23 protein-coding genes are annotated in these 24,070 nt (G+C 61.2%); 13 read left to right on the plus strand and 10 right to left on the minus strand.

Going from position 1 to position 24,070, the window contains the following annotated elements; genetic code table 11:
- Nucleotides 1–64: 64 nt before the first annotated feature.
- Nucleotides 65–319 (plus strand): TIGR02647 family protein, encoded by a 255-nt coding sequence (locus tag E1K68_RS26815; protein ID WP_014720451.1) that lies wholly within the window; start codon nucleotides 65–67, stop codon nucleotides 317–319.
- 169 nt (nucleotides 320–488) lie between these two features.
- Nucleotides 489–3,329: a class I adenylate cyclase gene (locus tag E1K68_RS26820; protein WP_212614850.1), complete on the plus strand. Its 2,841-nt coding sequence runs from the start codon at nucleotides 489–491 to the stop codon at nucleotides 3,327–3,329.
- On the opposite strand, the gene rnk is transcribed toward E1K68_RS26820, so the two are convergent.
- The 3 genes from rnk to cyaY form a co-directional block, all read right to left on the minus strand.
- Entirely contained in the window at nucleotides 3,326–3,739 is a 414-nt protein-coding gene (gene rnk / locus E1K68_RS26825; protein WP_212614851.1) for a nucleoside diphosphate kinase regulator, read from the minus strand. The genes E1K68_RS26820 and rnk overlap by 4 nt on opposite strands.
- Before the next feature lie 131 nt (nucleotides 3,740–3,870).
- Complete coding sequence (locus E1K68_RS26830; RefSeq protein ID WP_032897694.1) at nucleotides 3,871–4,089, minus strand: DUF1289 domain-containing protein; 219 nt, start codon at nucleotides 4,087–4,089, stop codon at nucleotides 3,871–3,873.
- A 2-nt stretch (nucleotides 4,090–4,091) separates the two neighbouring features.
- The gene (cyaY, locus tag E1K68_RS26835; protein WP_003195412.1) at nucleotides 4,092–4,424 is read right to left on the minus strand and encodes an iron donor protein CyaY; all 333 of its coding nucleotides are present in this window, start codon (nucleotides 4,422–4,424) and stop codon (nucleotides 4,092–4,094) included.
- Between the two features lie 238 nt (nucleotides 4,425–4,662).
- Between cyaY and E1K68_RS26840 the strand changes: the two genes are divergently transcribed.
- Genes E1K68_RS26840 through E1K68_RS26865 form a run of 6 tightly spaced genes read left to right on the plus strand, consistent with a single transcriptional unit; the run spans nucleotide 4,663 to nucleotide 9,250 of the window.
- Nucleotides 4,663–4,830, plus strand: a complete 168-nt coding sequence (locus tag E1K68_RS26840) for a lipoprotein (protein ID WP_212614852.1) — start codon at nucleotides 4,663–4,665, stop codon at nucleotides 4,828–4,830.
- A gap of 14 nt (nucleotides 4,831–4,844) precedes the next feature.
- Entirely contained in the window at nucleotides 4,845–6,092 is a 1,248-nt protein-coding gene (gene lysA / locus E1K68_RS26845) for a diaminopimelate decarboxylase (RefSeq protein ID WP_212614853.1), read from the plus strand.
- Nucleotides 6,093–6,095: 3 nt separating this feature from the next.
- Nucleotides 6,096–6,926, plus strand: a complete 831-nt coding sequence (gene dapF, locus E1K68_RS26850) for a diaminopimelate epimerase (protein ID WP_003195419.1) — start codon at nucleotides 6,096–6,098, stop codon at nucleotides 6,924–6,926.
- A gap of 13 nt (nucleotides 6,927–6,939) precedes the next feature.
- The gene (locus tag E1K68_RS26855; RefSeq protein ID WP_212614854.1) at nucleotides 6,940–7,656 is read left to right on the plus strand and encodes a DUF484 family protein; all 717 of its coding nucleotides are present in this window, start codon (nucleotides 6,940–6,942) and stop codon (nucleotides 7,654–7,656) included.
- Nucleotides 7,657–7,658: 2 nt separating this feature from the next.
- The gene (xerC, locus tag E1K68_RS26860; protein WP_003195423.1) at nucleotides 7,659–8,558 is read left to right on the plus strand and encodes a tyrosine recombinase XerC; all 900 of its coding nucleotides are present in this window, start codon (nucleotides 7,659–7,661) and stop codon (nucleotides 8,556–8,558) included.
- Nucleotides 8,555–9,250, plus strand: coding sequence for an HAD-IA family hydrolase (locus E1K68_RS26865; RefSeq protein ID WP_169855644.1), 696 nt, complete (start codon nucleotides 8,555–8,557; stop codon nucleotides 9,248–9,250). Before xerC ends, E1K68_RS26865 begins: the two co-directional genes overlap by 4 nt.
- 189 nt (nucleotides 9,251–9,439) lie before the next feature.
- Here E1K68_RS26865 and sutA read toward each other — a convergent pair whose 3' ends face one another.
- The 4 genes from sutA to glnK all read right to left on the minus strand — a co-directional run bounded on the left by sutA (nucleotide 9,440) and on the right by glnK (nucleotide 12,223).
- Nucleotides 9,440–9,775, minus strand: a complete 336-nt coding sequence (gene sutA, locus E1K68_RS26870; protein ID WP_003195427.1) for a transcriptional regulator SutA — start codon at nucleotides 9,773–9,775, stop codon at nucleotides 9,440–9,442.
- A 102-nt stretch (nucleotides 9,776–9,877) separates the two neighbouring features.
- Entirely contained in the window at nucleotides 9,878–10,303 is a 426-nt protein-coding gene (locus E1K68_RS26875; RefSeq protein WP_003195429.1) for a secondary thiamine-phosphate synthase enzyme YjbQ, read from the minus strand.
- A 209-nt stretch (nucleotides 10,304–10,512) separates the two neighbouring features.
- Complete coding sequence (locus tag E1K68_RS26880) at nucleotides 10,513–11,850, minus strand: ammonium transporter (RefSeq protein ID WP_020302863.1); 1,338 nt, start codon at nucleotides 11,848–11,850, stop codon at nucleotides 10,513–10,515.
- A gap of 34 nt (nucleotides 11,851–11,884) precedes the next feature.
- Nucleotides 11,885–12,223 (minus strand): P-II family nitrogen regulator, encoded by a 339-nt coding sequence (glnK, locus tag E1K68_RS26885; protein ID WP_002555808.1) that lies wholly within the window; start codon nucleotides 12,221–12,223, stop codon nucleotides 11,885–11,887.
- A gap of 422 nt (nucleotides 12,224–12,645) precedes the next feature.
- Here glnK and E1K68_RS26890 point away from each other — a divergent pair, with 422 nt between their 5' ends.
- Together E1K68_RS26890 and E1K68_RS26895 are read left to right on the plus strand one after the other, a co-directional pair.
- Nucleotides 12,646–12,909, plus strand: a complete 264-nt coding sequence (locus E1K68_RS26890; RefSeq protein ID WP_003195432.1) for an accessory factor UbiK family protein — start codon at nucleotides 12,646–12,648, stop codon at nucleotides 12,907–12,909.
- A 155-nt stretch (nucleotides 12,910–13,064) separates the two neighbouring features.
- Entirely contained in the window at nucleotides 13,065–14,561 is a 1,497-nt protein-coding gene (locus E1K68_RS26895) for a YifB family Mg chelatase-like AAA ATPase (protein ID WP_094774731.1), read from the plus strand.
- Between the two features lie 122 nt (nucleotides 14,562–14,683).
- On the opposite strand, the gene E1K68_RS26900 is transcribed toward E1K68_RS26895, so the two are convergent.
- A complete protein-coding gene (locus E1K68_RS26900) occupies nucleotides 14,684–16,660 on the minus strand; it encodes a methyl-accepting chemotaxis protein (RefSeq protein ID WP_212614855.1) in 1,977 nt (658 codons plus the stop codon).
- A gap of 176 nt (nucleotides 16,661–16,836) precedes the next feature.
- Complete coding sequence (locus E1K68_RS26905; protein WP_212614856.1) at nucleotides 16,837–17,757, minus strand: LysR substrate-binding domain-containing protein; 921 nt, start codon at nucleotides 17,755–17,757, stop codon at nucleotides 16,837–16,839.
- A 152-nt stretch (nucleotides 17,758–17,909) separates the two neighbouring features.
- Here E1K68_RS26905 and E1K68_RS26910 point away from each other — a divergent pair, with 152 nt between their 5' ends.
- Complete coding sequence (locus E1K68_RS26910) at nucleotides 17,910–19,313, plus strand: NorM family multidrug efflux MATE transporter (RefSeq protein WP_003195441.1); 1,404 nt, start codon at nucleotides 17,910–17,912, stop codon at nucleotides 19,311–19,313.
- A 125-nt stretch (nucleotides 19,314–19,438) separates the two neighbouring features.
- On the opposite strand, the gene E1K68_RS26915 is transcribed toward E1K68_RS26910, so the two are convergent.
- The gene (locus E1K68_RS26915) at nucleotides 19,439–21,103 is read right to left on the minus strand and encodes a bifunctional diguanylate cyclase/phosphodiesterase (RefSeq protein WP_003195443.1); all 1,665 of its coding nucleotides are present in this window, start codon (nucleotides 21,101–21,103) and stop codon (nucleotides 19,439–19,441) included.
- 266 nt (nucleotides 21,104–21,369) lie between these two features.
- Here E1K68_RS26915 and rep point away from each other — a divergent pair, with 266 nt between their 5' ends.
- On the plus strand, nucleotides 21,370–23,379 hold the full coding sequence (gene rep / locus E1K68_RS26920) for a DNA helicase Rep (RefSeq protein ID WP_003195444.1): 2,010 nt from the start codon (nucleotides 21,370–21,372) through the stop codon (nucleotides 23,377–23,379).
- A 58-nt stretch (nucleotides 23,380–23,437) separates the two neighbouring features.
- Nucleotides 23,438–24,010 carry a xanthine phosphoribosyltransferase gene (locus E1K68_RS26925; protein ID WP_003195447.1) on the plus strand — a complete coding sequence of 191 codons (573 nt, stop codon included), beginning with the start codon at nucleotides 23,438–23,440 and terminating at the stop codon, nucleotides 24,008–24,010.
- Nucleotides 24,011–24,070 lie beyond the last annotated feature (60 nt).

Genomic DNA, 24,070 nt, shown 5'->3' on the forward strand with positions numbered 1-24,070 from the left:
GGCAAAGTGCGTTCACCTTATGGCCTGCTAGCCTCTAATAAATTTTAGAAAGTCTGGAGTCCTTATGTCGTATACCCCTGAGTTGGTTGCCGAACTGGAAATCCTTGTACTCTTCCCCTTGGACAGCACCAAGGAAGGCTTGAAAGTCCATCAGACTGCCGCCCCTACTGCCATCGCCGCTGCCAAGCGCCTCCATGCCAAAGGGCTGATTGACCAACCGGACGGGGGCTACCTGACGAGCCTTGGCCGGGACGCTGCCGAGCAAGCCCAAACCCTGCTGACCATCCTGACCACTGCCAACACCAAAGAAGCCGCCTGATACTTGATACCGCCCATGGAGTCCGCCGCCTGCGGATTCCGCGGGCTTTGCTGCGCGGCATACAAAATTCTGACGCCAAAAAGCCACTTCCCTCTAAAACTCCTACGCTACTGTCTGTAAACTCCTGCATGGCCGCCCGCGTCGGGCCCTGCGAGCCAACGAGTTCGACATGACCCGCACCCATGAAATCCGCCCCGATCTGGACGAAGGCATCGACCGCAAGGTACTGACCCAACTGCGCGCGCGTTTCATGACCCTCAATCAAGGCCGCATGGCCCGGGCCGTCGAGGGGCTGACGCCACGCCAGCAAAGCGTGCTGGCTTTGTTGCCGCTGTTTTTCCACGTCAATCATCCGCTGTTGCCGGGCTATGTCTCCAGTAACACACCGGCTGGCCTGTCGAATTTCGAACCGGACGCCCAGGCCTTGGCCGATGCCCAACGCCTGACACGCTCGTTCTCCTATAAACCGCGCCATGGCAACCCGCCTACGCCGATCCACGGTTTGTTCCTGATGGGCAGCCTTGGCACGCTGGCGCAGGCCGATCAAAGCGATATGGACGTGTGGGTATGCCACGCTCCCGACCTGAGCGAGACCGAGCTGGCCGAGCTGCGCAAAAAGTGCCAACTGCTGGAAACCTGGGCCTTGGGCATGGGCGCCGAGGCGCATTTCTTCCTGATCGACCCGACGCGCTTTGTGTTGGGTGATCGCGATACACAATTGAGCTCCGACGACTGCGGCACCACCCAGCACTACCTGCTGTTGGATGAGTTCTATCGCACCGCGATCTGGCTGGCCGGACGCACGCCCATCTGGTGGTTGGTGCCGGTCTACGAAGAAAACCGCTACGCCGAGTTTACTCACGCACTGATTTCCAAGCGCTTTATCCGCGCCGATGAAACCCTCGACCTCGGCCATTTGGCTCATATTCCTCCGGGGGAATTTATTGGCGCCGGGCTGTGGCAACTGTTCAAGGGCATCGAGTCGCCCTATAAATCGGTGCTCAAGCTGCTGCTGACCGAGGTCTACGCCAGCGAACACCCGAAGGTGCAATGCCTGAGCCTGCGCTTCAAACAGGCGGTGTTCAGCCATCAGGTAGACCTGGATGAGCTGGACCCGTACATCATGGTCTACCGCCGCATCGAGGAATACCTCAAGGCCCGCAACGAGCTGGAGCGCCTGGAACTGGTGCGCCGCAGCCTGTACCTGAAGGTCAACCGCAAGCTCAGCGCCGGCCAGCGCACCGCTGGCTGGCAACGGCAGCTACTGGAACGCCTGGCGCATGAATGGGGGTGGGACACACGCCAACTGGCCCTGCTGGACAGCCGCAGCCAATGGAAAGTGCGCCAGGTCGCTTCCGAGCGCCGCGCCCTGGTCAATGAGTTGAACTACAGCTACCGCTTCCTCACCCAGTTCACACGCAGTGAACAGTCCGCCAGCCCGATCAATAAACGCGACCTCAATGTACTGGGCCGCCGTTTGTACGCGGCGTTCGAGCGCAAGGCCGGCAAGGTCGAGTTTATCAACCCCGGCATCGCCCCCGACCTGGCCGAAGACACCCTGACCCTGGTGCAGTCGCCCAACCGCAAGGAGCCGGGCCAACACCATTGGGGCCTGTATAACGGCAACCTTACCGCCCTGGAATGGGAGCACTTTGCGCCGATCAAACGCAGCCGCGACCTGCTGGAAATGCTCACCTGGTGTCATCGCAACGGCGTGATCGACAGCAGCACCCGCCTGGCGCTGCACCCCGGCACCAGCGACATGACCGAGTTCGAGCTTTTCAACCTGCTGGGCAGTCTGCAACAGACCATCGCCCTGCCCCTGGCCAGTGTCGATGAGAGCCGCTTGCTGCGCCCGGCAGTGCCGGAAGAGGTGCTGCTGCTGATCAACGTCGGGGTTGATCCGCTCAAGCATCATCGCGACCTGAATATCCTGATGACCACCGAGCGCACCGACTCCCTGAGCTATGCCGGCGTGCGCGACAATCTGGTGCTGACCCTGGACCAGGTCACGCTCAACAGCTGGAACGAAGTGATGGTCAGCCGCTATGACGGCCCCCACGCCCTGCTCGACTGCCTGCGCGACTACCTCAACCAACTGCCCTCGAACCATCTGCCACGCCTGCGAGTGCGTTGTTTTTGCCACAACCGGGCACAGTTCATTGCCCAGCGGGTGGAAGAGGTATTCGACACCGCGCAGCATCTGCTGCTCGGCCAGGGCAATCATCGCTACCTGCTCCAGGTGCAGCAGCATTATCACGTCATGGAACTGGTACCGGGCCAGGCCACCCATGTGTCACTACCGACCCAGGACGCGCTGATCGCCTACCTCAGCGAGGAGCTGGTCAGCTATAGCCCGTGGCACCTGGACGCCATGGCCTTGGAAGACCACGACCTGGCGCTGCTGCTGCCCATGGGCCAAGCCGAGTGTGTGCAGGTGTTCTACCGGGTCAATGAAGGCTTCGCCGACGTCTACGTGCTCGACGAATTCAACGCGCTCTGGCAACAGCGCTTGCCGTTTCATGATGAGCAAAGCCTGTTGGCGCCGTTGCAGCGCTTTTTGCAATCGATCCTGTATCGCCGCGAAGCACTATCGTCCCTGGACACCCAGCAACCCGCGGGCGAGATACAGATCCTGTATTACCAACTGTTGCCATCGGGCAGCGGCCGTGCGCGGGGCGTTGAGCCAAGGCCGGCCCCGCAAGACCCGGCCAACAAGGCGTTTTATGACGTGCAGGCCATTATCGGCAAAGGCACGCCAGGCCACGTAGGGATCACCCTGTACTGCAATCAGCGGGAGTTTTCCGAACTGGAATTTGGCGACCAGCTGTTTACGGTGGTCGCCCGGGAGATCGTCGGGCAACGTCGGGAAACCGAGCGTTACCGCTGCTATATCACTGACCTGGATCTGTCGGGGCTGCTCGGTGATGTGCAAAGCCCAAGCAATCTGTACCTGCGCTATAAAGCCGAACTGGAACAGTCACTCAATGCGGCCTTCAATCAGGTTTAGAGCGGGAAGGCGCCGCCATCTTTGGGCTGGCCTTCGACGCTGAGCAATTCCAGCTTCAGGATCTTGCCGCCAGGCGCCGGCCAGTCGATGTGCTGGCCCACTTGCAGGCCGAGCAACGCGCTGCCTACCGGCGCCATGATCGAAATTTTGCCTTCGTCGGCGTTCGCGTGCTTGGGGTAGACCAACGTCAGGTGATAGTCCTTGCCGCTGCTTTGCTCACGGCAATGCACGCTGGAGTTCATGGTCACGACACCCGCAGGCACTTCATCGTGACCAACCACGTCTTCGGCGCGGTCGAGTTCGGCTTGCAATGCTTCGGCGCCGGGAGAGTTGTCGCCCAAGCGGTCGATCAGTTGCTCCAGACGCTGCACGTCAAGACGGGTAAGAATGATGGACGGTGCGGTGGTCATGATTCAGGCAGACTCCTTTTTTCTGCACAAAAAAGCAAAACCCCGCCAGGAAAAGGCGGGGTTCTCACGGACCTCGATGAATGGAGGTGTATCCGGACACTACCACAGCGACACAAATAAACAAGACGCCGTCAGGTGCTCGCCTTGCGCTGCTCGGCCTCTGCACAGATCACCCGGCGCCGCGCATCGTCGGCAGAGCGCCATTCCCGGATGTCTTCCACATGGCGGAAGCAGCCAAGGCAAACTTTCTGCTCGTCCAGGCGACACAAACTGATACAAGGTGACGGCACCGCCGGGCTGACATTGCTGAACAGCGGCTTGGGCGGGCGTACGGTTGCAGGCTCACTCACCATCAGATCTCGTCGAAATCCAGTTCGTCGCCGGTGTATTCCTGGACCAGGCGGGCGAGCATCTCACCCAGCAACTCTTCACTCTTGTCGCACTGCCACTTACCGCTTTCTTCGTCGTAATCGAAGTGAACGCCACCGGAGCGCGCCGCCAGCCACAGCTGACGCAGCGGCTCCTGGCGGCTGAAGATCAGTTGCTGGCCGCTCTCGAACTTGACGGTCAGCACACCGGCCGAGTTTTCCAGATCCACGTCCAGGCCGCTGTCGTCGAAAATATCTTCCAGCCCCTGCTGGGTGGTATCCACCAGGTCGTGAAAACGGGCTTCGGTCAAACTCATTGTGGCAACCTCAAAAGTGTCTGGTTTTGCTCAAGCGCCGCACGATACGGGCGAGCTTCGCCGATTGCAAAGGATACTGATTTCATCACGGATGACGGTACGAAATATCCCCAGGCATCGTAGCCTGCTTCCCTACTGTCTCGGCAAACCCCCGCCGGACGGGTGTTGCGGCGCATAGGCAAGCTGGCGGGTGGTCGGTATACTCGGGCGCAATTAATGCATATTCAAGGATTTCGCCATGAAGCGCCTGATCTCTTCCCTTGCTGCGCTCGTCGCGGTCGCTTGCCTCGTTAGTGCCTGTGGCCAGAAAGGCCCGTTGTACCTGCCCGATGACAGCAAAGATCCAAACGAACAGGCGCAATCGTCGCAAAAGACGTCAAAAGCCCATAAGCACGACACCTACTAAGCCAAGGGAAACTTATGGACGCTTTTAACTACCGGGACGGCGAGCTGTTCGCGGAAGGCGTGGCCTTGTCCGCGATTGCCCAGCGCTTCGGCACCCCGACCTATGTGTACTCGCGTGCGCATATCCAAGCCCAATACCGCTCGTTCACCGACGCGCTCGACGGCGTGCCGCACCTGGTGTGCTACGCAGTCAAGGCCAACTCCAACCTGGGTGTACTCAATGTCCTGGCGCGTCTTGGCGCTGGTTTTGACATCGTGTCCCGTGGCGAGCTGGAACGCGTACTGGCCGCCGGTGGCCAGGCGGACAAAATCGTCTTCTCCGGCGTCGGCAAGAGCCGCGAAGACATGCGCCGCGCCCTGGAAGTCGGCGTGCATTGCTTCAACGTCGAATCCACCGACGAACTGGAGCGCCTGCAAGTCGTTGCCGCCGAAATGGGCGTTCGCGCGCCGATCTCCCTGCGCGTCAACCCGGATGTCGACGCCGGCACCCACCCGTACATCTCCACCGGTCTCAAAGAGAACAAGTTCGGCATTGCCATCGCCGACGCCGAGGACGTGTACATCCGCGCAGCCCAACTGCCGAACCTGGAAGTGCTGGGCGTCGACTGCCATATCGGCTCGCAACTGACCACCCTGCCACCGTTCCTGGATGCCCTCGACCGCCTGCTGGCCTTGATCGACCGCCTCGGCGAGTGCGGCATCTACCTGCACCACATCGACCTCGGTGGTGGCGTGGGCGTGCGTTATCGCGATGAAGAGCCGCCACTGATTGCCGACTATATCCAGGCCGTGCGCGAGCGCATCGAAGGCCGCGACCTGACGCTGATGTTCGAGCCAGGCCGCTACATCGTTGCCAACGCTGGCGTGTTGCTGACCCAGGTCGAGTACCTCAAGCACACCGAACACAAGGATTTCGCCATCGTCGATGCGGCGATGAACGACCTGATCCGCCCGGCGCTGTACCAGGCCTGGATGGATGTCACCGCCGTGACGCCGCGCGCAAGCGAAGCCCGCGCCTATGACATCGTCGGGCCGATCTGCGAGACCGGCGACTTCCTGGCCAAGGATCGTGAGTTGGCGCTTGAGGAAGGTGATCTGCTGGCCGTGCATTCGGCCGGTGCCTACGGGTTTGTCATGAGTTCCAACTACAACACCCGCGGGCGTACCGCCGAGGTGCTGGTGGACGGTGATCAAGCATTTGAAGTGCGTCGCCGCGAGACGGTAGCCGAGTTGTATGCTGGCGAAAGCCTGCTGCCGGAGTAAGCCATGCTGCTGCGTTTTACCAAGATGCACGGGCTGGGTAATGATTTCATGGTCCTCGACCTGGTCAGCCAGCACGCGCACATCCTGCCCAAGCACGCCAAACAGTGGGGCGATCGCCACACCGGGATCGGTTTCGACCAGTTGCTGCTGGTCGAGGCGCCGAGCAACCCGGAGGTGGATTTCCGCTACCGGATCTTTAACTCCGACGGCTCCGAAGTGGAACAGTGCGGCAACGGCGCGCGCTGCTTTGCGCGCTTTGTGCTCGACAAGCGTCTGACTGCCAAACGCCAGATTCGCGTCGAAACCAAAGGTGGCGTGATCGAACTGGACATCCGCAACGATGGCCAGATCAGCGTCAACATGGGCGCGCCGCGCCTGGTGCCGGCGGATATTCCGTTCCAGGCCACCGAGCAGGCCCTCAGTTACGCGTTGGACGTGGATGGCAAAACCGTGGAGATCGCCGCCGTGTCCATGGGCAACCCCCATGCAGTACTGCGGGTCACCGACATCAATAACGCCCCCGTGCACGAACTGGGGCCGAAGATCGAACATCACCCGCGCTTTCCGGCACGGGCCAATGTGGGCTTTTTGCAGGTAATCGACCGTAACCGTGCGCAATTGCGCGTATGGGAACGCGGCGTCGGCGAAACCCAGGCTTGCGGCACCGGTGCTTGCGCCGCTGCCGTGGCCGCGATCAGCCAGGGGTGGATGGATTCGCCGCTGTTGATCGACCTGCCCGGTGGACGTTTGTCCATCGAATGGGCAGGCCCTGGCCACCCGGTGATGATGACCGGGCCGGCCACGCGTGTATACGAAGGACAGGTCCGTCTATGAGTGAGCCAAGCTAATGACCGATAAGCCTCAAGTACCCGCACACGCAACCTCGAGTGAAAGCCTGGAGGCCGCTGCTGTCGCGGCGTACCTTGAGGCTAACCCGGACTTCTTCGTCGAACACGAAGAGCTGCTGCCGGCCCTGCGCATCCCTCACCAGCGCGGCGATACCGTATCGCTGGTGGAGCGGCAGATGAAGATCCTGCGCGAGCGCAATATTGAAATGCGCCACCGGCTCTCTCATCTGATGGACGTGGCCCGCGACAACGACCGCTTGTTCGACAAGACGCGCCGCCTGATTCTGACCCTGATGGATGCCACCAGCCTGGAAGAAACGGTGATCGCCGTGGAAGACAGCCTGCGGGAGGATTTCCAGGTGCCCTTCGTCAGCCTGATCCTGTTCAGCGACAACCCGATGCCGGTGGGCCGCTGGGTCACAGGTGGCGAGGCGCAGACGGCCATCGGCGGCCTGCTGTCCGAAGGCAAGACCGTCAGCGGCACCTTGCGCGAGCATGAGCTGGACTTCCTGTTTGGCGCCGAACAGCGCAAGCAGATCGGCTCTACGGCCGTCATCGCCCTCAGCCATCAAGGCTTGCACGGCGTACTGGCCATCGCCAGCCGCGACCCGGCGCACTACAAAAGCTCGGTGGGCACGCTGTTCCTGACCTATATCGCCGAAGTGCTGGGCCGCGTCCTGCCACGCCACACCACCACCCTGCGCGCGGTGCGCTGATCATGGAGCGGCAACTGGACGCTTACTGCGCTCACCTGCGCAATGAGCGCCAGGTGTCGCCCCATACGCTGGAAGCCTATCGGCGGGACTTGAACAAGGTCCTGGCCTATTGCGAAAAACAGCACGTCAGCAGTTGGAAGGCCCTGGATATCCAGGCCCTGCGCAGCCTGATCGCTCGGTTGCATCTGCAGGGCCAATCCTCACGCAGCCTGTCTCGCCTGCTGTCGGCGGTGCGCGGCCTCTATCACTACCTCAATCGCGAAGGCCTGTGCGACCACGACCCGGCCAATGGCCTGTCACCGCCCAAAGGCGAACGGCGTCTGCCCAAGACCCTGGATACCGACCGCGCCCTGCAACTGCTCGACGGTGCCGTCGAGGATGACTTCCTGGCCCATCGCGACCAAGCCATCCTTGAGCTGTTCTATTCCTCGGGCCTGCGCCTGTCGGAGCTGACGGGCCTGAACCTCGATCAACTGGACCTCGCCGATGGCTTGGTGCAAGTGCTCGGCAAAGGCAGCAAGACCCGCGTACTGCCCGTGGGCAGGAAAGCCCGCGAAGCCTTGCAGCTATGGCTGCCGCTACGACTGCTGACCAACCCGGCAGACGATGCCGTGTTTGTCAGCCAGCAAGGCCGGCGCCTGGGGCCACGGGCGATTCAGCTGCGGGTTAAGGCCGCTGGCGAGCGGGAGCTGGGGCAGAATCTGCACCCGCACATGTTGCGTCACTCCTTTGCCAGCCATCTGCTCGAATCCTCCCAGGACCTGCGCGCCGTGCAGGAACTGCTTGGGCACTCGGATATCAAGACCACGCAGATCTACACCCACCTCGACTTCCAGCACCTGGCAACGGTGTACGACAGTGCCCATCCACGGGCCAAACGCATCAAGGGCGGCGACTCATGAGTATCAATCTGATCACCTTCGACCTGGACGACACCCTCTGGGACAACGTACCCGTCATCATCAGCGCCGAAGCGTCGATGCGCGAATGGCTGGCAGTTCACGCATCCAAGGTTGGCGAGCTGCCCCTTGAGCATTTTGCCAGCCTGCGCCAGCAGATGCTGCAGCGTCATCCCGAACTCAAGCACCGCATCAGCCTGCTGCGCCATCGCGTGCTAATGCATGCGTTCGAGGAGGCCGGTTATCCCCAGCCTGAGGCCACAGAGATGGCGGACGTGTGCTTCGAAGCGTTCATCCACGCACGTCACCAACTCACCGTGTTCCCGGAAGCCGAGCCGATGCTCAAGGCGCTGCGCCAGCACTTCCTGCTGGGGGTGATCACCAATGGCAATGCCGATGTGCAGCGCGTGGGCCTGGCGGACTATTTTCACTTTGCCCTGCGCGCTGAAGATATCGGCATCGCCAAGCCGGATGCACGGCTGTTTCAGGAGGCGCTGCAACGTGGCGGTGTGGACGCCAGCGCGGCTGTGCATGTGGGCGATCATCCTGGGGATGACATTGCCGGCGCGCAGCAGGCGGGGCTGCGGGCGGTGTGGTTCAACCCCACGGGCAAGGCCTGGGAAGGTGACAAGCACCCGGATGCGCAGATTCGCAGCCTGACGGAGTTGCCGCCCTTGCTGAGTCGCTGGAGCTAACACTGACCCAAAATGTGGGAGCTGGCTTGCCTGCGATAGCGGTGGGTCAGTCAACACAGGGCTCGCAGATAGACCGCTATCGCAGGCAAGCCAGCTCCCACAGGGTATTGCAGCGAACTGGTAAATTGCTCCAGACATGAAAAAGCCCGCAGCGACGGCGGGCTTTTTCTTACAAGCAGGAGGCAGACCTCAGATAGGTCGGCTGCCGTACTTGTTATCCGGCTTCTTCGGTGGATCAGCCACCACGTTGGCCTCGACTTCCTGCACTTTGCCGCCTTTAGCGAGGAACTCTTCCATCGCACGGGCCAGGGCATCGCGCTCTTTGTTCTTGGCTTCAACACTCGGCAACTCGTCTACCGAAACAGCCGCCTTGGCTTTGCCTTTGGCTTTGGGAGCCGCGTCATCGCCAACACTGTCATCGGCATCTTCCGCAACGTCGTCAGCCGCTACTGCTTCAAGACCGTCTTCGGTGTCGTCTTCATCACCTACTTCGAGGTCGTCTTGTTCCAGATCATCGTCGCTCATGTTCTACCTCATGACTTGCGAAAAGCAGATTAGTTATAGCCCAGCTTCACCCTCTGTCGAGGCCGCTGGAAAAAAATCAACATCCACAGGATTCCCTATGGCTTATGCCCCTTCACCGTGCAAGGTGGCGAGGACTTTACGAGCACCGCCATGATCACGGTGCTCGCCCAGATAAACACCTTGCCAGGTCCCTATCGCCAAGCGGCCGGCCTTGACCGGCAAACTCAGCTGGCAGCCCAGCAGACTGGCCTTGAAGTGCGCCGGCAGATCATCCGGACCTTCGTCGTTATGTTCAAACCCTGCGCGACCTTGTGGCACCAGCAGGTTGAAAAAACGCTCGAAGTCACGGCGAACCGCCGGGTCGGCATTCTCGTTGACGGTCAACGAGGCCGAGGTGTGCTGCAGCCACAGATGCAACAGGCCCACACGGCACGCCTTCAATTCAGGCAAGCCGGCAAGCAACTCGTCCGTTACCAAGTGAAAGCCCCGGGGCTTGGCCCGCAGGGTAATCAGGGTCTGTTGCCACATACAGTTCTCCGCCCATCGGCGCGCATTCTAGCGCGCTCTGAGAAAAAACAAAGGGCCGAATACGCCTTCATGCCTGTAAGACATTTGCACCCTTAGAAGTGCTGTGTGGATCCCATCACAAAGTCGATAAAAAACCCATGCACCTTTAGCCACAGACAAACGCCGGGCAAAAAAATGCCCGGCAAGCCGGGCATGTTTTTTTCGCGTAGTTACAAGTTGTAGCCGCGCTCGTTGTGTTGCGCCAGGTCGAGGCCGACCGCCTCTTCTTCTTCGGTGACACGCAGGCCCATGACCATGTCGAGCACCTTGAGGATGACGTAGGTCACAATCGCCGTGTAGATCACGGTGAAGCCCACGCCTTTGCACTGGATCCAGACCTGGGCCGCGATGTCGGTCACGGTGCCGAAGCCGCCCAGAGCAGGAGCTGCGAACACACCGGTGAGGATCGCACCGACGATACCGCCAATACCGTGCACGCCGAAGGCGTCCAGGGAGTCGTCATAACCCAGTTTGCGCTTGAGGCTGGTCGCGCAGAAGAAGCACACCACACCGGCGACCAGACCAATCACCAGGGCGCCCATCGGGCCCACGGTGCCAGCCGCTGGTGTCACGGCGACGAGGCCGGCGACCACGCCCGAGGCGATACCCAGTGCGCTTGGCTTGCCGTGGGTGATCCACTCGGCAAACATCCATCCCAGGGCCGCAGCTGCGGTAGCGATTTGAGTTACCAGCATCGCCATGCCCGCGGTGCCGTTGGCCGCCGCAGCGGAACCGGCGTTGAAGCCAAACCAGCCGATCCACAGCATGGCCGCGCCCACCAGGGTATAGCCCAGGTTATGCGGGGCCATCGGGGTGGTGGGGAAGCCTTTGCGCTTGCCGAGCACGATGCACGCCACCAGGCCAGCCACACCCGCGTTGATGTGCACAACGGTGCCGCCGGCGAAGTCCAGCACGCCCCAGTCCCACATCAGGCCGCCATTGCCGCTCCAGACCATGTGCGCAATCGGCGCATAGACCAGGGTGAACCAGATAGCCATGAAGATCAGCATCGCGGAGAACTTCATACGCTCAGCGAAAGCACCGACGATCAGCGCCGGGGTAATGATGGCAAAGGTCATCTGGAAGGTAATGAACACGGCCTCCGGAAACAGCGCCGCCGGCCCGGTGATGCTGGCCGGGGTAACACCCGCCAGGAACGCCTTGCCCATGCCGCCGAAGAAGGAATTGAAGTTGACCACGCCTTGTTCCATACCGGTGGTATCGAACGCGATGCTGTAGCCGTAGACGACCCAGAGGATGCTGATCAGGCCAGTGATGGCGAAGCACTGCATCATCACCGACAGAATATTCTTGGAGCGGACCATGCCGCCGTAGAACAGCGCCAGGCCAGGGATGGTCATGAACAGCACCAGCGCGGTGGCAGTGAGCATCCAGGCGGTGTCGCCGGAATTGAGGACTGGAGCAGCCACTTCATCTGCCGCCATGGCCAGGCTTGGCATTACGATGGACAGCAGGGCTCCGAGCCCTGCGAATTTACGCAGAGTCATATTGTTTTCTCCTGGGGCGTTGGGGTTTGGCGGCTTAGATTGCGTCGGTATCGGTTTCGCCGGTACGGATGCGAATAGCCTGTTCCAGATTGACCACGAAGATCTTGCCGTCACCGATCTTGCCGGTGTTGGCCGCCTTGGTTATCGCCTCGATAACCCGATCAAGATCCTTGTCGTCAATGGCGACATCGATCTTCACCTTCGGCAGGAAATCGACCACGTATTCCGCGCCGCGATACAGCTCGGTATGACCCTTCTGCCGACCGAAGCCCTTGACCTCAGTAACGGTAATGCCCTGCACGCCGATCTCGGACAGTGACTCGCGAACATCGTCCAACTTGAACGGCTTGATGATGGCAGTGACTAGCTTCATGAAAACTCTCTCCCGAATTTGGTGGACTTGCCCCAGGAAAACAAACCCGTCTCAAGTCTAAGCGCAGTGCCTGGCTTTGTAACGCATCGTCGCCTCGGCATTTGCCGTCGCGACGCCAGCGAACCACTGGTGACGAGCCCTGTACCCGGATCCGTCGGCGCACTGCATTCGTCACAGCGACTGCATCAGTGCATGGGTCATGATCGTCTAAGCAGAAACCTTGCCAGCTCCGTAAAAACCACTGAAATCAATCCATTGCCCGCTTGTGCCCACCTACGGGGCGCCTGCGCGGCCGCAATGCGCATCAAAACAGTGCGCGGCCGCCCGCCCCAATGCGCGAAAACCGTGCGCAGCAGGGCGTAAAAATGACTATAGACGCTGCGTGATACACTGCCGGCCAACTGTTTTCCGGAATATGTCCAATGCTCGCGCCCAAAGACTTCCTCGACGCCCTGAGCGGCCACGCCTCTCGCCTGTTCAGCGGTGACACCCCGCTGCCCCGCAATGAAATCGAAAGCCAGTTCAAGGCTTTGCTACAGAGTGGTTTCAGCAAGCTCGACCTGGTCAGCCGGGAAGAGTTTGACAGCCAGATGGTGGTGCTGGCCCGCACACGTGCGCGGCTGGAGAGCCTGGAGGCGAAGGTGGCTGAACTTGAAGCCCGGTTGACGCCACCTTCTGCTGAGTGAACGCGATTGTTGTGGGAGCTGGCTTGCCTGCTCCCACACTTGTTTTGCGTTGCCGCCCGGATACGTTCTGTAAAACCTCCCCCGCCCCGCTCCATCCCACCTCGTCTACCCTTGAAAAAACCGCAGGAAGCGGCCCTCCCATTCAAGGAACGAGCATGTCCCTCGCCATTGTCCACAGCCGCGCCCAGGTCGGTGTGGAAGCCCCAGCCGTCACTGTCGAAGTGCATATGGCCAATGGCCTGCCGTCTCTCACCTTGGTGGGTTTGCCCGAAACCGCAGTGAAGGAAAGCAAGGACCGCGTGCGCAGTGCCATCCTCAACTCGGCGCTGCAATATCCGGCCCGGCGCATCACACTCAATCTTGCGCCCGCCGACCTGCCCAAGGACGGCGGGCGTTTTGATCTGGCGATTGCCCTGGGCATCCTGGCGGCCAGTGTGCAAGTGCCGGCGTTGATGCTCGATGACGTGGAATGCCTAGGGGAATTGGCGCTGTCCGGCGAGGTGCGCGCGGTGAAGGGGGTATTGCCGGCCGCGCTGGCAGCGCGCAAGGCCGGGCGCACCGTGATAGTGCCACGCGCCAACGCCGAGGAGGCCTGCCTGGCGTCGGGGCTGAAGGTGATTGCGGTGGACCACTTGCTGCAAGTAGTGGCGCACCTGAATGGGCACGTACCGATCGAGCCCTACAGGTCCGACGGCTTGCTGTACGTGAACAAGCCTTACCCAGACCTGCGTGAAGTGCAGGGCCAACTCGCGGCCAAGCGAGCATTGCTGATCGCGGCGGCGGGCGCGCATAACCTGCTTTTCAGCGGGCCACCGGGCACCGGCAAGACGTTATTGGCCAGCCGGCTACCGGGCTTGCTGCCGCCGTTGAGCGAGCAGGAAGCACTGGAAGTGGCCGCGATCCAATCCGTGGTCAGCCTGGCACCGCTGAGCCATTGGCCAAACCGCCCGTTTCGCCAGCCGCACCACTCGGCATCCGGGCCGGCGCTGGTGGGTGGCGGCTCGAAGCCACAACCGGGGGAAATCACCCTGGCCCATCACGGGGTTTTGTTCTTGGATGAGCTGCCAGAGTTCGATCGCAAGGTACTGGAGGTGCTGCGCGAGCCATTGGAATCGGGACATATCGTGATATCCCGCGCCCGTGACCGAGTGCGTTTCCCGGCTCGCTTTCAACTGGTCGCGGCGATGAATCCCTGTCCCTGCGGCTACATGGGCGAACCCAGCGGGCGTTGCCGGTGTACGCCGGAGCAGATCCAGCGTTATCGCAACAAGCTATCCGGCCCTTTGCTGGACCGGATTGATTTGCACCTGACCGTCGCGCGGGAGGCCACTGCGCTGAGCCCCACTCAACCGGCGGGCGATACAACGGCCGATGCCTCGGTGCGGGTAGCCGAAGCACGCGAGCGTCAACAGCAACGCCAGGGGTGTGCCAATGCTTTTCTGGACCTGCCGGGGCTGCGCCAGCACTGCAAGCTGCCAAAGGTCGACGAGGGTTGGCTGGAGACCGCCTGCGAGCGACTGACACTGTCACTGCGGGCGGCCCATCGGCTGCTGAAGGTGGCGCGCACCTTGGCGGACCTGGACCAGATGGACGCCATCACCCGTGACCATCTGAAGGAGGCCCTGCAGTACCGCCCCACATCCGTGACTTGAGCCTTACGCAATATCAATGTGGGAGCGGGGTTGCTCGCGAATGCGGAGTGTCAGTCACCCATTTGCTACTGATTTACCGCATTCGCGAGCAAGCCCGCTCCCACCATTTGATTGGTGGTGCGTCAGCGAAACCGATCCACCTCATGGCGCAAGCCTGCTGCCAAGGTCTCCAGTTCCTTGGCGGTAACCGCCAGGTTCGACACCACTTCACGCTGCTCGCTGTTGGCCAGGGCAATGCTCTGAAGGTTGGCGCTGAGCAAAGTCGCGGTGCTGCTCTGCTCTTGGGTGGCGGTGGTGATCGCAGCAAACTGCTGGCCGGCCGAGCGACTCTGCTCGTCGATACGCGCCAGGGCCGAGGCCACGTCGGCGTTGCGCGACAGGCCTTCCTGCATCAGCGCATTGCCATGCTCCATGGTGCTGATGGCGTTGCCGGTTTCCTGCTGGATGCTCTGGATCATGCCGGAGATTTCATCGGTCGCCTGGCGGGTACGCGAAGCCAGGTTGCGCACCTCATCAGCGACCACGGCGAAACCACGGCCTTGCTCACCGGCACGGGCGGCTTCGATGGCGGCGTTGAGCGCCAGCAGGTTGGTCTGTTCGGCGATGGCGGTAATCACGCCGACGATCCCGCCGATTTCCTGGGAACGCTGGCCCAGGGTGTTGATCACGGCAGCGGTGCTGTTCAGCGCGGTGGCGATATGTTCCAGGGACGATGAAGCCTCTTGCATCGAGGTACGGCCGATACGGGTTTGCTGGGCATTCTCTTGAGCCAGGCGCTCGGTGTTGCCCATGTTGTCGGCAATGTTCAGCGAGGTAGCACTGAACTCTTCCACCGCACCGGCCATGCTGGTGATCTCGCCGGACTGTTGCTCCATGCCTTCGTAGGCACCACCAGACAAGCCCGACAACGCCTGGGCGCGGCTGTTGACCTGTTCGGCGGCAGTACGGATATGCGACACCATGGTCGACAGCGCCTCACCCATCTGGTTGAAACTACGCGCCAACTGGCCGATTTCGTCATGGCTGGACACATTGAGCCGCGCACTCAAATCCCCCGCACCCAGGGCCTGAGCCTGGCGTACCAGCTCGCTCAATGGCGCCAGCTTGCTGCGCAACAGCCACACCGTGGCGCCCACTGCCAGCAACATCGCCAGCACACTGCCGATCACCAGGCGGCTGCCGACCTCCCAGGTCACGGCGCGAATCTCAGCCTTGGGCATGCTCGCTATCACCGCCCAAGGGCCGCCTTCGAACGGCACCGAGACGCTATAGAAATCTTCGTTCTTGTCACTCCAGAAACGGCCTGCACCCGGCTTTCTCGCCAGATCGAGCATCACGGCAATCGCCTGATCCGGCGCTTGCACGCCAGCTGGCGGCACCAGCCAGTGCTTTTGCTCATCGAGCAGCGCGAGGGAGCCGGTCTGGCCAATGCGGAAGCGCTTGAGGTTTTCAAACTGGGCGTTCTGGGCATCGGTGTAATCGAAACCGATGAACAGCACGGCAATGACCTGGCCACTGCTGTCACGCACGGGGCTGTATTGGGTCATGTAGGAGCGGTCAAACAACACGGCACGGCCGATGTAGGTCTGGCCACTCACAACGCGCTGGTAGGCCGCGCCCTGACGGTCAAGTACGGTGCCAATGGCGCGATTGCCATCCTGCTTGGTCAGGGAGGTGCTGACGCGGATAAAGTCGTCGCCGCTGCGCACGAACACCGTGGCCACGCCGCCGGACATCTGCTTGAACTCATCCACTTCTTCGAAGTTGTTGTTCAGCACCTCGTTGCCCAGATAGAGGCTCGGCGTCTGCACGCCGGCCACGGCCACGGGCTGGTCCGCACGCACACTCAAGCCTGCGCCGAAGCGCTTTTCAAACAGCCCGCTCAAACGCTGAGTGCTTTCGCGCAAGGTGCTGAGGAAGGTGTTGAGTTGGTCGGCGAGCAAACGCGCCTCGCTGGCCAGGTGTTCCTCGCGGGTGGCGAGGTTGGCGGAGTCGAGGGTACGCAAGGCAAAGACCGTACTGCCGCTGATCACGACAGCGAGAATCACGGCGAGTGCGAGGCCTAACTGGGAGGCAATCCGGGCACGGGGTTCAGACATGACAGCTCCTGGCCGAGGCCAGGATCATCCTGATCTCATAGCGCTGCTCGGCAAATTATCTAGTGGGAAACGATGATGCACGATGGTTCCAACCCCCTTCTTCGGCGGCATTTGGCAATACTTGAGCGAATCACAGGGGTATCCCGCAAACGATTGCACTAACAACTCGCCGCCACTCAATCGAGGCGTTCAACCTGGGGCAATTCCATCGCCTTGACTTCACCTTGAAGAAATTCCGCCAGCTGTCGCAAACGTTCCCCACCCGGGCGGGTTTTCGGCCACACCAGGTAGTAGCTTTCCCCACTGGCGACCGCCGTAGGCCACGGCAGGCTCAAGCGCCCCTGTGCCACGTCTTCGGCCACCATCAGCAAATCACCCATGGACACGCCATAGCCTCGGGCGGCGGCGATCATGCCCAGCTCAAGCGTGTCGAACACCTGCCCACCCTTGAGTGAAACCTGAGACGACAGCCCCATGCGCTGCAGCCAGTAACGCCAGTCGCGGCGGTCCGGGGTCGGGTGCAGCAGTTCGGCGGTTGCCAACCGCGTCACGTCCCAGGGACCGTCGTCCAGCAGATTGGGCGCTCCCACCGGGATGAGCATTTCCGCAAACAGATAACTGGCCTCCCAGTCCGCCGGAAAGTGCCCGTTGCTGAGCAACACCGCGCAGTCGAACGGTTCTTGATTGAAGTCCACTTCATCGATGCTCATCCACGCACTGGTGAGCTGCACCTCATTGCCCGGCTGCAAGGCACGGAAGCGACTCAGCCGCGCCAGCAGCCAGCGCATGGTCAAGGTGGACGGCGCCTTCATACGCAGGATGTCATCTTCGGCATTCAAGGTATGGCAAGCACGCTCCAGGGCAGCGAAGCCTTCCCGTACGCCAGGCAGCAACAAACGCGCCGCTTCCGTGAGCTGCAACGTGCGACCGCTGCGCTGGAACAATCGGCAGGCGAAATAATCTTCGAGCGTACGGATATGCCGGCTGATCGCACTTTGGGTAATCGACAACTCCTCAGCCGCGCGGGTAAACGAGTGGTGGCGGGAGGCGGCTTCAAAGGCCCGCAAGGCGTAAAGAGGAGGAAGACGACGGGACATTCTGAAAGCTCCGGCTGCGCAATCTGGAAACCCTACCAGAATCGCTCAAGCATGAGTTTTAATCATGCCAACGATCGCTTTTATCCTTTTGTGCAATGCGCTGAATGCGCCGAGAATCAACCCTTCCCCACCTTCCTGACTATTCGAGTGTGATGATCATGCAACATCCGGCACGTACCGAACTCTGGGCCATTCTGCGGCTATCGGGGCCGTTGATTGCCTCACAGTTGGCGCACATGCTGATGGTGCTGACCGACACCCTGATGATGGCGCGCCTGAGCCCCGAGGCCTTGGCGGGCGGCGGCCTGGGCGCGGCGAGCTATTCGTTCGTGGCGATTTTCTGCATCGGCGTGATCGCAGCCGTGGGCACCTTGGTCGCCATTCGCCATGGCGCGGGCGATATCGACGGCGCCACCCGCCTGACCCAGGCCGGGCTGTGGCTGGCGTGGTTGATGGCGCTGGCGGCGGCGTTGCTGTTATGGAACTTGAAGCCGGTACTGCTGATGTTCGGCCAGACCGAAACCAACGTGCAAGCAGCCGGGCAATTCCTGACGATCCTGCCCTTTGCCCTGCCCGGCTACCTGAGCTTCATGGCCCTGCGCGGCTTTACCAGCGCCATCGGCAAGGCCACTCCGGTGATGGTGATCAGCCTGTGCGGTACCGTGGTCAACTACCTGCTCAACCATGCGTTGATCGAAGGCATGTTCGGCCTACCGAAACTGGGCCTGATGGGCATCGGCCTGGTGACCGCCATCGTCGCCAATGGCATGGCGTTGGCATTGATGTGGTACATCCGCAGCAACCGCGCCTACGCCGCCTACCCGCTGGGCACCGGCCTGCTGCGCCTGAATACCCACTACCTGCGCGAGCTGTGGCGCCTGGGCCTGCCGATTGGCGGCACCTATGCGGTAGAGGTCGGGCTGTTTGCCTTTGCGGCGTTGTGCATGGGCACCATGGGCAGCACGCAATTGGCGGCGCACCAGATCGCCCTGCAGATTGTGTCGGTGGCCTTCATGGTGCCGGCGGGGATGTCCTACGCGGTGACCATGCGCATCGGCCAGCATTACGGCGCCGGGCAGTTGCTGATGGCGCGCATGGCCGGGCGGGTCGGCATAGGATTCGGCGCCATGGTGATGTTGGGGTTTGCGGCGGTGCTGTGGCTGTTCTCCGACCCGCTGATAGGACTGTTCCTCGACCATGACGACCCGGCATTCCATGACGTTATCGTGCTGGCAGTGAGCCTGCTGGCCGTCGCTGCCTGGTTCGAATTGTTCGATGGCGTGCAGACCATCGCCATGGGTTGTATCCGTGGCTTGAAGGACGCCAAGACCACCTTCCTGGTGGGGCTGGGTTGCTATTGGCTGATTGGTGCACCGTCGGCCTGGTTGATGGCGTTCACCCTGGGCTGGGGGCCAACCGGCGTCTGGTGGGGCCTGGCACTAGGCCTGGCGTGTGCGGCGGTGAGCCTGACCTGGGCGTTTGAGGCGAAGATGAAGCGGATGATTCGGCAGGAGCCGGATGCTGATGTCGGACTCCGAGCGGCACTGCCTGACTAGCGAGTGCACGCGGTTCATGTGGGAGCTGGCTGGCCTGCGATAGCGGTGTGTCAGGCTAATCATTATTAGCTGAACGACCGCTATCGCAGGCAAGCCAGCTCCCACATTTGAACCACTTTGAAGGCTTAGCCCAACAGCGCCTGCTGGCTTTGCCCGAACATCAGGTATTCCACCAGCTCCGGCAACGGCAACGGCTTGCTGATCAGGTAACCCTGGACCTGGTCGCACCCAAACAAGCGCAAAAGCTCAAGTTGCTCAGGGGTTTCCACGCCTTCGGCGACCACTTCCAGGTTGAGGTTGTGGGCCAGGTTGATCATGGCGTGCACCAGCTTGCGGTTTTCTTCGCGCTCTTCCATGCCGCCGACAAAACTCTTGTCGATCTTCAACAAGGCAATCGGCAGGCTGTTGAGGTGCACAAACGATGAAAAACCGGTGCCGAAGTCATCCAGGGAAAACCGCACACCCAACCGGCCAAGGGCATCCATGGTCTGTTTGACCAGGTCGCTGCGGCGCATCACGGCGGTTTCGGTCAGTTCAAATTCCAGCCATTGCGCTTCCACGCCGCGCTCGGCAATCAGGCGGCTGAGGGTGGACAGCAACTGGCTGTCCTGAAACTGGCGAAACGACAGGTTGACCGCCATGTGCAGCGGCGGCAGGCCGCGTTCGCGCAGGTCTTGCATGTCGCGCAGGGCTCGGGAGATCACCCAGTAGCCCAATGGCACGATCAGGCCACTCTGTTCGGCCAGCGGCACGAATTCGCTGGGCGGCAACAAGCCGCGCTCGCCGTGGCGCCAGCGCACCAGGGCTTCGAGGCCAACGATATGGCCGTCGTCCAGGTCCAGTCGCGGCTGGTAATGCAGCTCCAACTCATCGCGGCGCAAAGCCCGGCGCAGTTCACTTTCCAGGTCGGCCAGGCTGCGGGCGTTGCGGTTGATGCGCTCATTGAAGATATGGAAGGTGCAGCCCTGGGTGCTTTTGGCCTGCTGCATGGCGATATGGGCGTGCCACATCAGCGGGTCGGCGCCAGCACGGGCTCGAGCATGGGCCATGCCCAGGCTGCAACCGATCAACAGGCTTTCGCCATCCACCCAATAGGGTTCGGCCATCACTTCGGTGATGCGCTCAGCCATCCACTCGGCGCGCTGGGGCGCCCGGCGGGTATCGATCAACAAGGCAAACTCATCGCTGCCCAGGCGCGCCAGTTGGTCCCCGGCTTCGAGCTGGCTCTTGAGCCTCGACACCACTTGCAGGATCAAACGGTCGCCCGCCTGATGACCGAGGGCATCGTTGGCATGACGAAAATTGTCCAGGTCCAGGTGACCGAGGGCCAGACCACGGCCGTCGTTTTCTGCCAAGCGCGCGGCCAGCAAGGTCTGGAAGCCCTGGCGGTTGGCAATACCGGTGAGCGGGTCCTGCTCGGCCAGGCGCTGCAAGGTGTTCTCCAGCACGCCGCGCTCGCGCACATGGCGCAGGCAGCGGCGCAATGTGTCGGCATCCAATGCATCCAGCACCAACCAATCGCTGACACCCAGCGGCGACACCAGGGGCTCCTGCTCCAGCAGCAATACACACGGCAAACTGCACCGGCCCGGGCCGGGCTGCAGGCTGGGCGTGGTCAATAACACAGCACCCTGGTCGTCATCGAACAGGCGGCTCACCGAGTCCCAGTTGGGCGCACTGATCAGCACAGCCCCTTCGCCCATCGGCGCCAGGCACTCGCGCAACAACGCTGCCCACTCGGGCTCATCGGCCAGCAGCAGCAAACGCAAGGGTTCGACAGGCGTAGACACGCTAACTCCCTAGACTCTGCAAAATTTCATTAGCGGTGCCATTATGACGTGCGGCCTGACAATGACAAAGGATGACAAATGATAGGTGTTATCAAATACGCAGACTGTAAATAATCGTCTCGGCTATTCCTCCACATCCTGCGGCAAAGTAGCAAAACCGGCAAATTTAGATCGAGTGGTACGTCACACCGTCGTTCTATGGCAGCAGAATCTTTCCAGCCTGTTAAAATGCCCGCCCTTTTGAACAACGACTCCTAAAATTCCGTATGTCCCGACTCAATCCCCGGCAGCAAGAAGCCGTGAACTACGTCGGCGGCCCTCTATTGGTGCTCGCCGGTGCAGGCTCCGGCAAGACCAGCGTGATCACCCGCAAGATCGCGCACTTGATCCAGAACTGCGGCATCCGCGCCCAGTACATCGTCGCCATGACTTTCACCAACAAGGCGGCGCGGGAAATGAAAGAGCGGGTCGGCACCCTGCTCAAGGGTGGCGAAGGCCGTGGCCTTACCGTGTGTACCTTCCACAACCTGGGCCTGAACATCATCCGCAAGGAGCATGTGCGGCTGGGCTACAAGCCGGGCTTCTCGATCTTCGACGAGACCGACGTCAAGGCCTTGATGACCGACATCATGCAGAAGGAATACGCGGGCGACGACGGCGTCGACGAGATCAAGAACATGATCGGCGCCTGGAAAAACGACCTGATCCTGCCCGCCGAAGCCCTGGAAGCCGCGCGCAACCCCAAGGAACAGACCGCCGCCATCGTCTACACCCACTACCAGCGCACGCTCAAGGCGTTCAACGCGGTGGACTTCGACGACCTGATCCTACTACCGGTCAAGCTATTCCAGGAGCACAAGGACATCCTGGAGAAGTGGCAAAACAAGGTGCGCTACCTGCTGGTGGACGAATACCAGGACACCAACGCCAGCCAATACCTGCTGGTGAAGTTGCTGATCGGCACGCGCAACCAGTTCACCGTGGTAGGCGACGACGACCAGTCGATCTACGCCTGGCGCGGCGCCCGCCCGGAAAACCTGATGCTGCTCAAGGAAGACTACCCCTCCTTGAAAGTGGTGATGCTGGAGCAGAACTACCGCTCCACCAGCCGCATCCTGCGCTGCGCCAACGTGCTGATCTCCAACAACCCCCACGAGTTTGAAAAACAACTGTGGAGCGAGATGGGCCATGGCGACGAGATCCGTGTGATCCGCTGCCGCAACGAAGACGCCGAAGCCGAGCGCGTGGCCGTGGAAATCCTCAGCCTGCACTTGCGCACCGACCGGCCCTACAGCGACTTTGCGATCCTGTATCGCGGCAACTACCAGGCCAAACTGATCGAGCTGAAGCTGCAGCATCACCAGGTGCCGTATCGCCTGTCGGGCGGCAACAGCTTTTTCGGACGCCAGGAAGTCAAAGACCTGATGGCCTACTTTCGGCTGATCGTGAACCCGGACGACGACAACGCCTTCCTGCGCGTGATCAACGTGCCACGCCGGGAAATCGGCTCCACCACCCTGGAAAAGCTCGGTAACTACGCCACCGAACGCAAGATCTCGATGTACGCCGCCACCGACGAAATCGGCCTGGGCGAACACCTGGACACGCGCTTCACTGATCGCCTGTCACGCTTCAAGCGCTTCATGGACAAGGTGCGCGAGCAGTGCGCCGGCGAAGACCCGATCAGCGCCCTGCGCAGCATGGTCATGGACATCGACTATGAAAACTGGCTGCGCACCAACAGTTCCAGCGACAAGGCCGCGGATTACCGCATGGGCAACGTCTGGTTCCTGATCGAGGCGTTGAAGAACACCCTGGAAAAAGACGAAGACGGCGAGATGACCGTCGAGGACGCCATCGGCAAGCTGGTGTTGCGCGACATGCTCGAGCGCCAGCAAGAAGAGGAAGACGGTGCCGAAGGCGTGCAGATGATGACCTTGCATGCGTCCAAGGGCCTGGAATTTCCCTACGTGTTCATCATGGGCATGGAAGAGGAAATCCTCCCGCACCGCTCCAGCATCGAAGCCGACACCATCGAGGAAGAACGCCGCCTGGCCTATGTGGGTATTACCCGCGCACGTCAGACCCTGGCCTTCACCTTTGCCGCCAAGCGCAAGCAATACGGTGAAATCATCGACTGTGCCCCCAGCCGGTTCCTGGATGAACTGCCGCCGGACGACCTGGCCTGGGAAGGCAATGACGACACGCCCACCGAGGTGAAGGCCGTTCGCGGCAACACCGCCTTGGCGGATATACGCGCGATGCTAAAGCGCTAGAATCGACTACTTTTTAATCTACTTTCGGCGCACAACGCGCCATTAGAGGAAGCTTTCCGTGGAAGCACTGCACAAGAAAATTCGCGAAGAAGGCATCGTGCTTTCCGATCAGGTCCTCAAGGTTGACGCCTTTTTGAACCACCAGATCGACCCGGCGCTGATGAAACTGATCGGCGACGAATTCGCCGCACTGTTCAAGGATTCGGGCATCACCAAGATCGTCACCATCGAAGCCTCGGGCATTGCACCGGCCATCATGACCGGGCTGAACCTGGGCGTGCCGGTGATCTTCGCCCGCAAGCAGCAATCCTTGACCCTCACGGAAAACCTGCTGTCGGCCACGGTGTATTCCTTCACCAAGAAAACCGAAAGCACCGTGGCGATCTCCCCGCGCCACCTGACCAGCAGCGACCGCGTGCTGGTGATCGATGACTTTTTGGCCAACGGCAAGGCGTCCCAGGCGCTGATCTCGATCATCAAGCAGGCCGGCGCGACCGTAGCCGGCTTGGGCATTGTGATCGAGAAGTCGTTCCAGGGCGGGCGTGCAGAACTGGATGCGCAGGGTTATCGGGTTGAGTCGCTGGCGCGGGTGAAGTCGCTGGCCGGTGGTGTCGTGACCTTTATCGAGTAATCACTATGTGGGAGCTGGCTTGCCTGCGATAGCGGAGTGTCAGTCGACGCATTCGTAGCA

This window comes from Pseudomonas sp. B2021 (genome assembly GCF_018135665.1).
In the GTDB taxonomy this organism is placed as follows: domain Bacteria; phylum Pseudomonadota; class Gammaproteobacteria; order Pseudomonadales; family Pseudomonadaceae; genus Aquipseudomonas; species Aquipseudomonas lactis.

What these genes read in the sequence shown, in the direction of transcription:
- E1K68_RS26815 (WP_014720451.1), top strand. Translation starts at nt 65, where the DNA reads ATGTCGTATACCCCTGAGTTGGTTGCCGAACTGGAAATCCTTGTACTC.
- E1K68_RS26820 (WP_212614850.1), top strand. Translation starts at nt 489, where the DNA reads ATGACCCGCACCCATGAAATCCGCCCCGATCTGGACGAAGGCATCGAC.
- rnk (WP_212614851.1), bottom strand. Translation starts at nt 3,739, where the DNA reads ATGACCACCGCACCGTCCATCATTCTTACCCGTCTTGACGTGCAGCGT.
- cyaY (WP_003195412.1), bottom strand. Translation starts at nt 4,424, where the DNA reads ATGAGTTTGACCGAAGCCCGTTTTCACGACCTGGTGGATACCACCCAG.
- E1K68_RS26840 (WP_212614852.1), top strand. Translation starts at nt 4,663, where the DNA reads ATGAAGCGCCTGATCTCTTCCCTTGCTGCGCTCGTCGCGGTCGCTTGC.
- lysA (WP_212614853.1), top strand. Translation starts at nt 4,845, where the DNA reads ATGGACGCTTTTAACTACCGGGACGGCGAGCTGTTCGCGGAAGGCGTG.
- dapF (WP_003195419.1), top strand. Translation starts at nt 6,096, where the DNA reads ATGCTGCTGCGTTTTACCAAGATGCACGGGCTGGGTAATGATTTCATG.
- E1K68_RS26855 (WP_212614854.1), top strand. Translation starts at nt 6,940, where the DNA reads ATGACCGATAAGCCTCAAGTACCCGCACACGCAACCTCGAGTGAAAGC.
- xerC (WP_003195423.1), top strand. Translation starts at nt 7,659, where the DNA reads ATGGAGCGGCAACTGGACGCTTACTGCGCTCACCTGCGCAATGAGCGC.
- E1K68_RS26865 (WP_169855644.1), top strand. Translation starts at nt 8,555, where the DNA reads ATGAGTATCAATCTGATCACCTTCGACCTGGACGACACCCTCTGGGAC.
- sutA (WP_003195427.1), bottom strand. Translation starts at nt 9,775, where the DNA reads ATGAGCGACGATGATCTGGAACAAGACGACCTCGAAGTAGGTGATGAA.
- E1K68_RS26875 (WP_003195429.1), bottom strand. Translation starts at nt 10,303, where the DNA reads ATGTGGCAACAGACCCTGATTACCCTGCGGGCCAAGCCCCGGGGCTTT.
- E1K68_RS26880 (WP_020302863.1), bottom strand. Translation starts at nt 11,850, where the DNA reads ATGACTCTGCGTAAATTCGCAGGGCTCGGAGCCCTGCTGTCCATCGTA.
- glnK (WP_002555808.1), bottom strand. Translation starts at nt 12,223, where the DNA reads ATGAAGCTAGTCACTGCCATCATCAAGCCGTTCAAGTTGGACGATGTT.
- E1K68_RS26890 (WP_003195432.1), top strand. Translation starts at nt 12,646, where the DNA reads ATGCTCGCGCCCAAAGACTTCCTCGACGCCCTGAGCGGCCACGCCTCT.
- E1K68_RS26895 (WP_094774731.1), top strand. Translation starts at nt 13,065, where the DNA reads ATGTCCCTCGCCATTGTCCACAGCCGCGCCCAGGTCGGTGTGGAAGCC.
- E1K68_RS26900 (WP_212614855.1), bottom strand. Translation starts at nt 16,660, where the DNA reads ATGTCTGAACCCCGTGCCCGGATTGCCTCCCAGTTAGGCCTCGCACTC.
- E1K68_RS26905 (WP_212614856.1), bottom strand. Translation starts at nt 17,757, where the DNA reads ATGTCCCGTCGTCTTCCTCCTCTTTACGCCTTGCGGGCCTTTGAAGCC.
- E1K68_RS26910 (WP_003195441.1), top strand. Translation starts at nt 17,910, where the DNA reads ATGATCATGCAACATCCGGCACGTACCGAACTCTGGGCCATTCTGCGG.
- rep (WP_003195444.1), top strand. Translation starts at nt 21,370, where the DNA reads ATGTCCCGACTCAATCCCCGGCAGCAAGAAGCCGTGAACTACGTCGGC.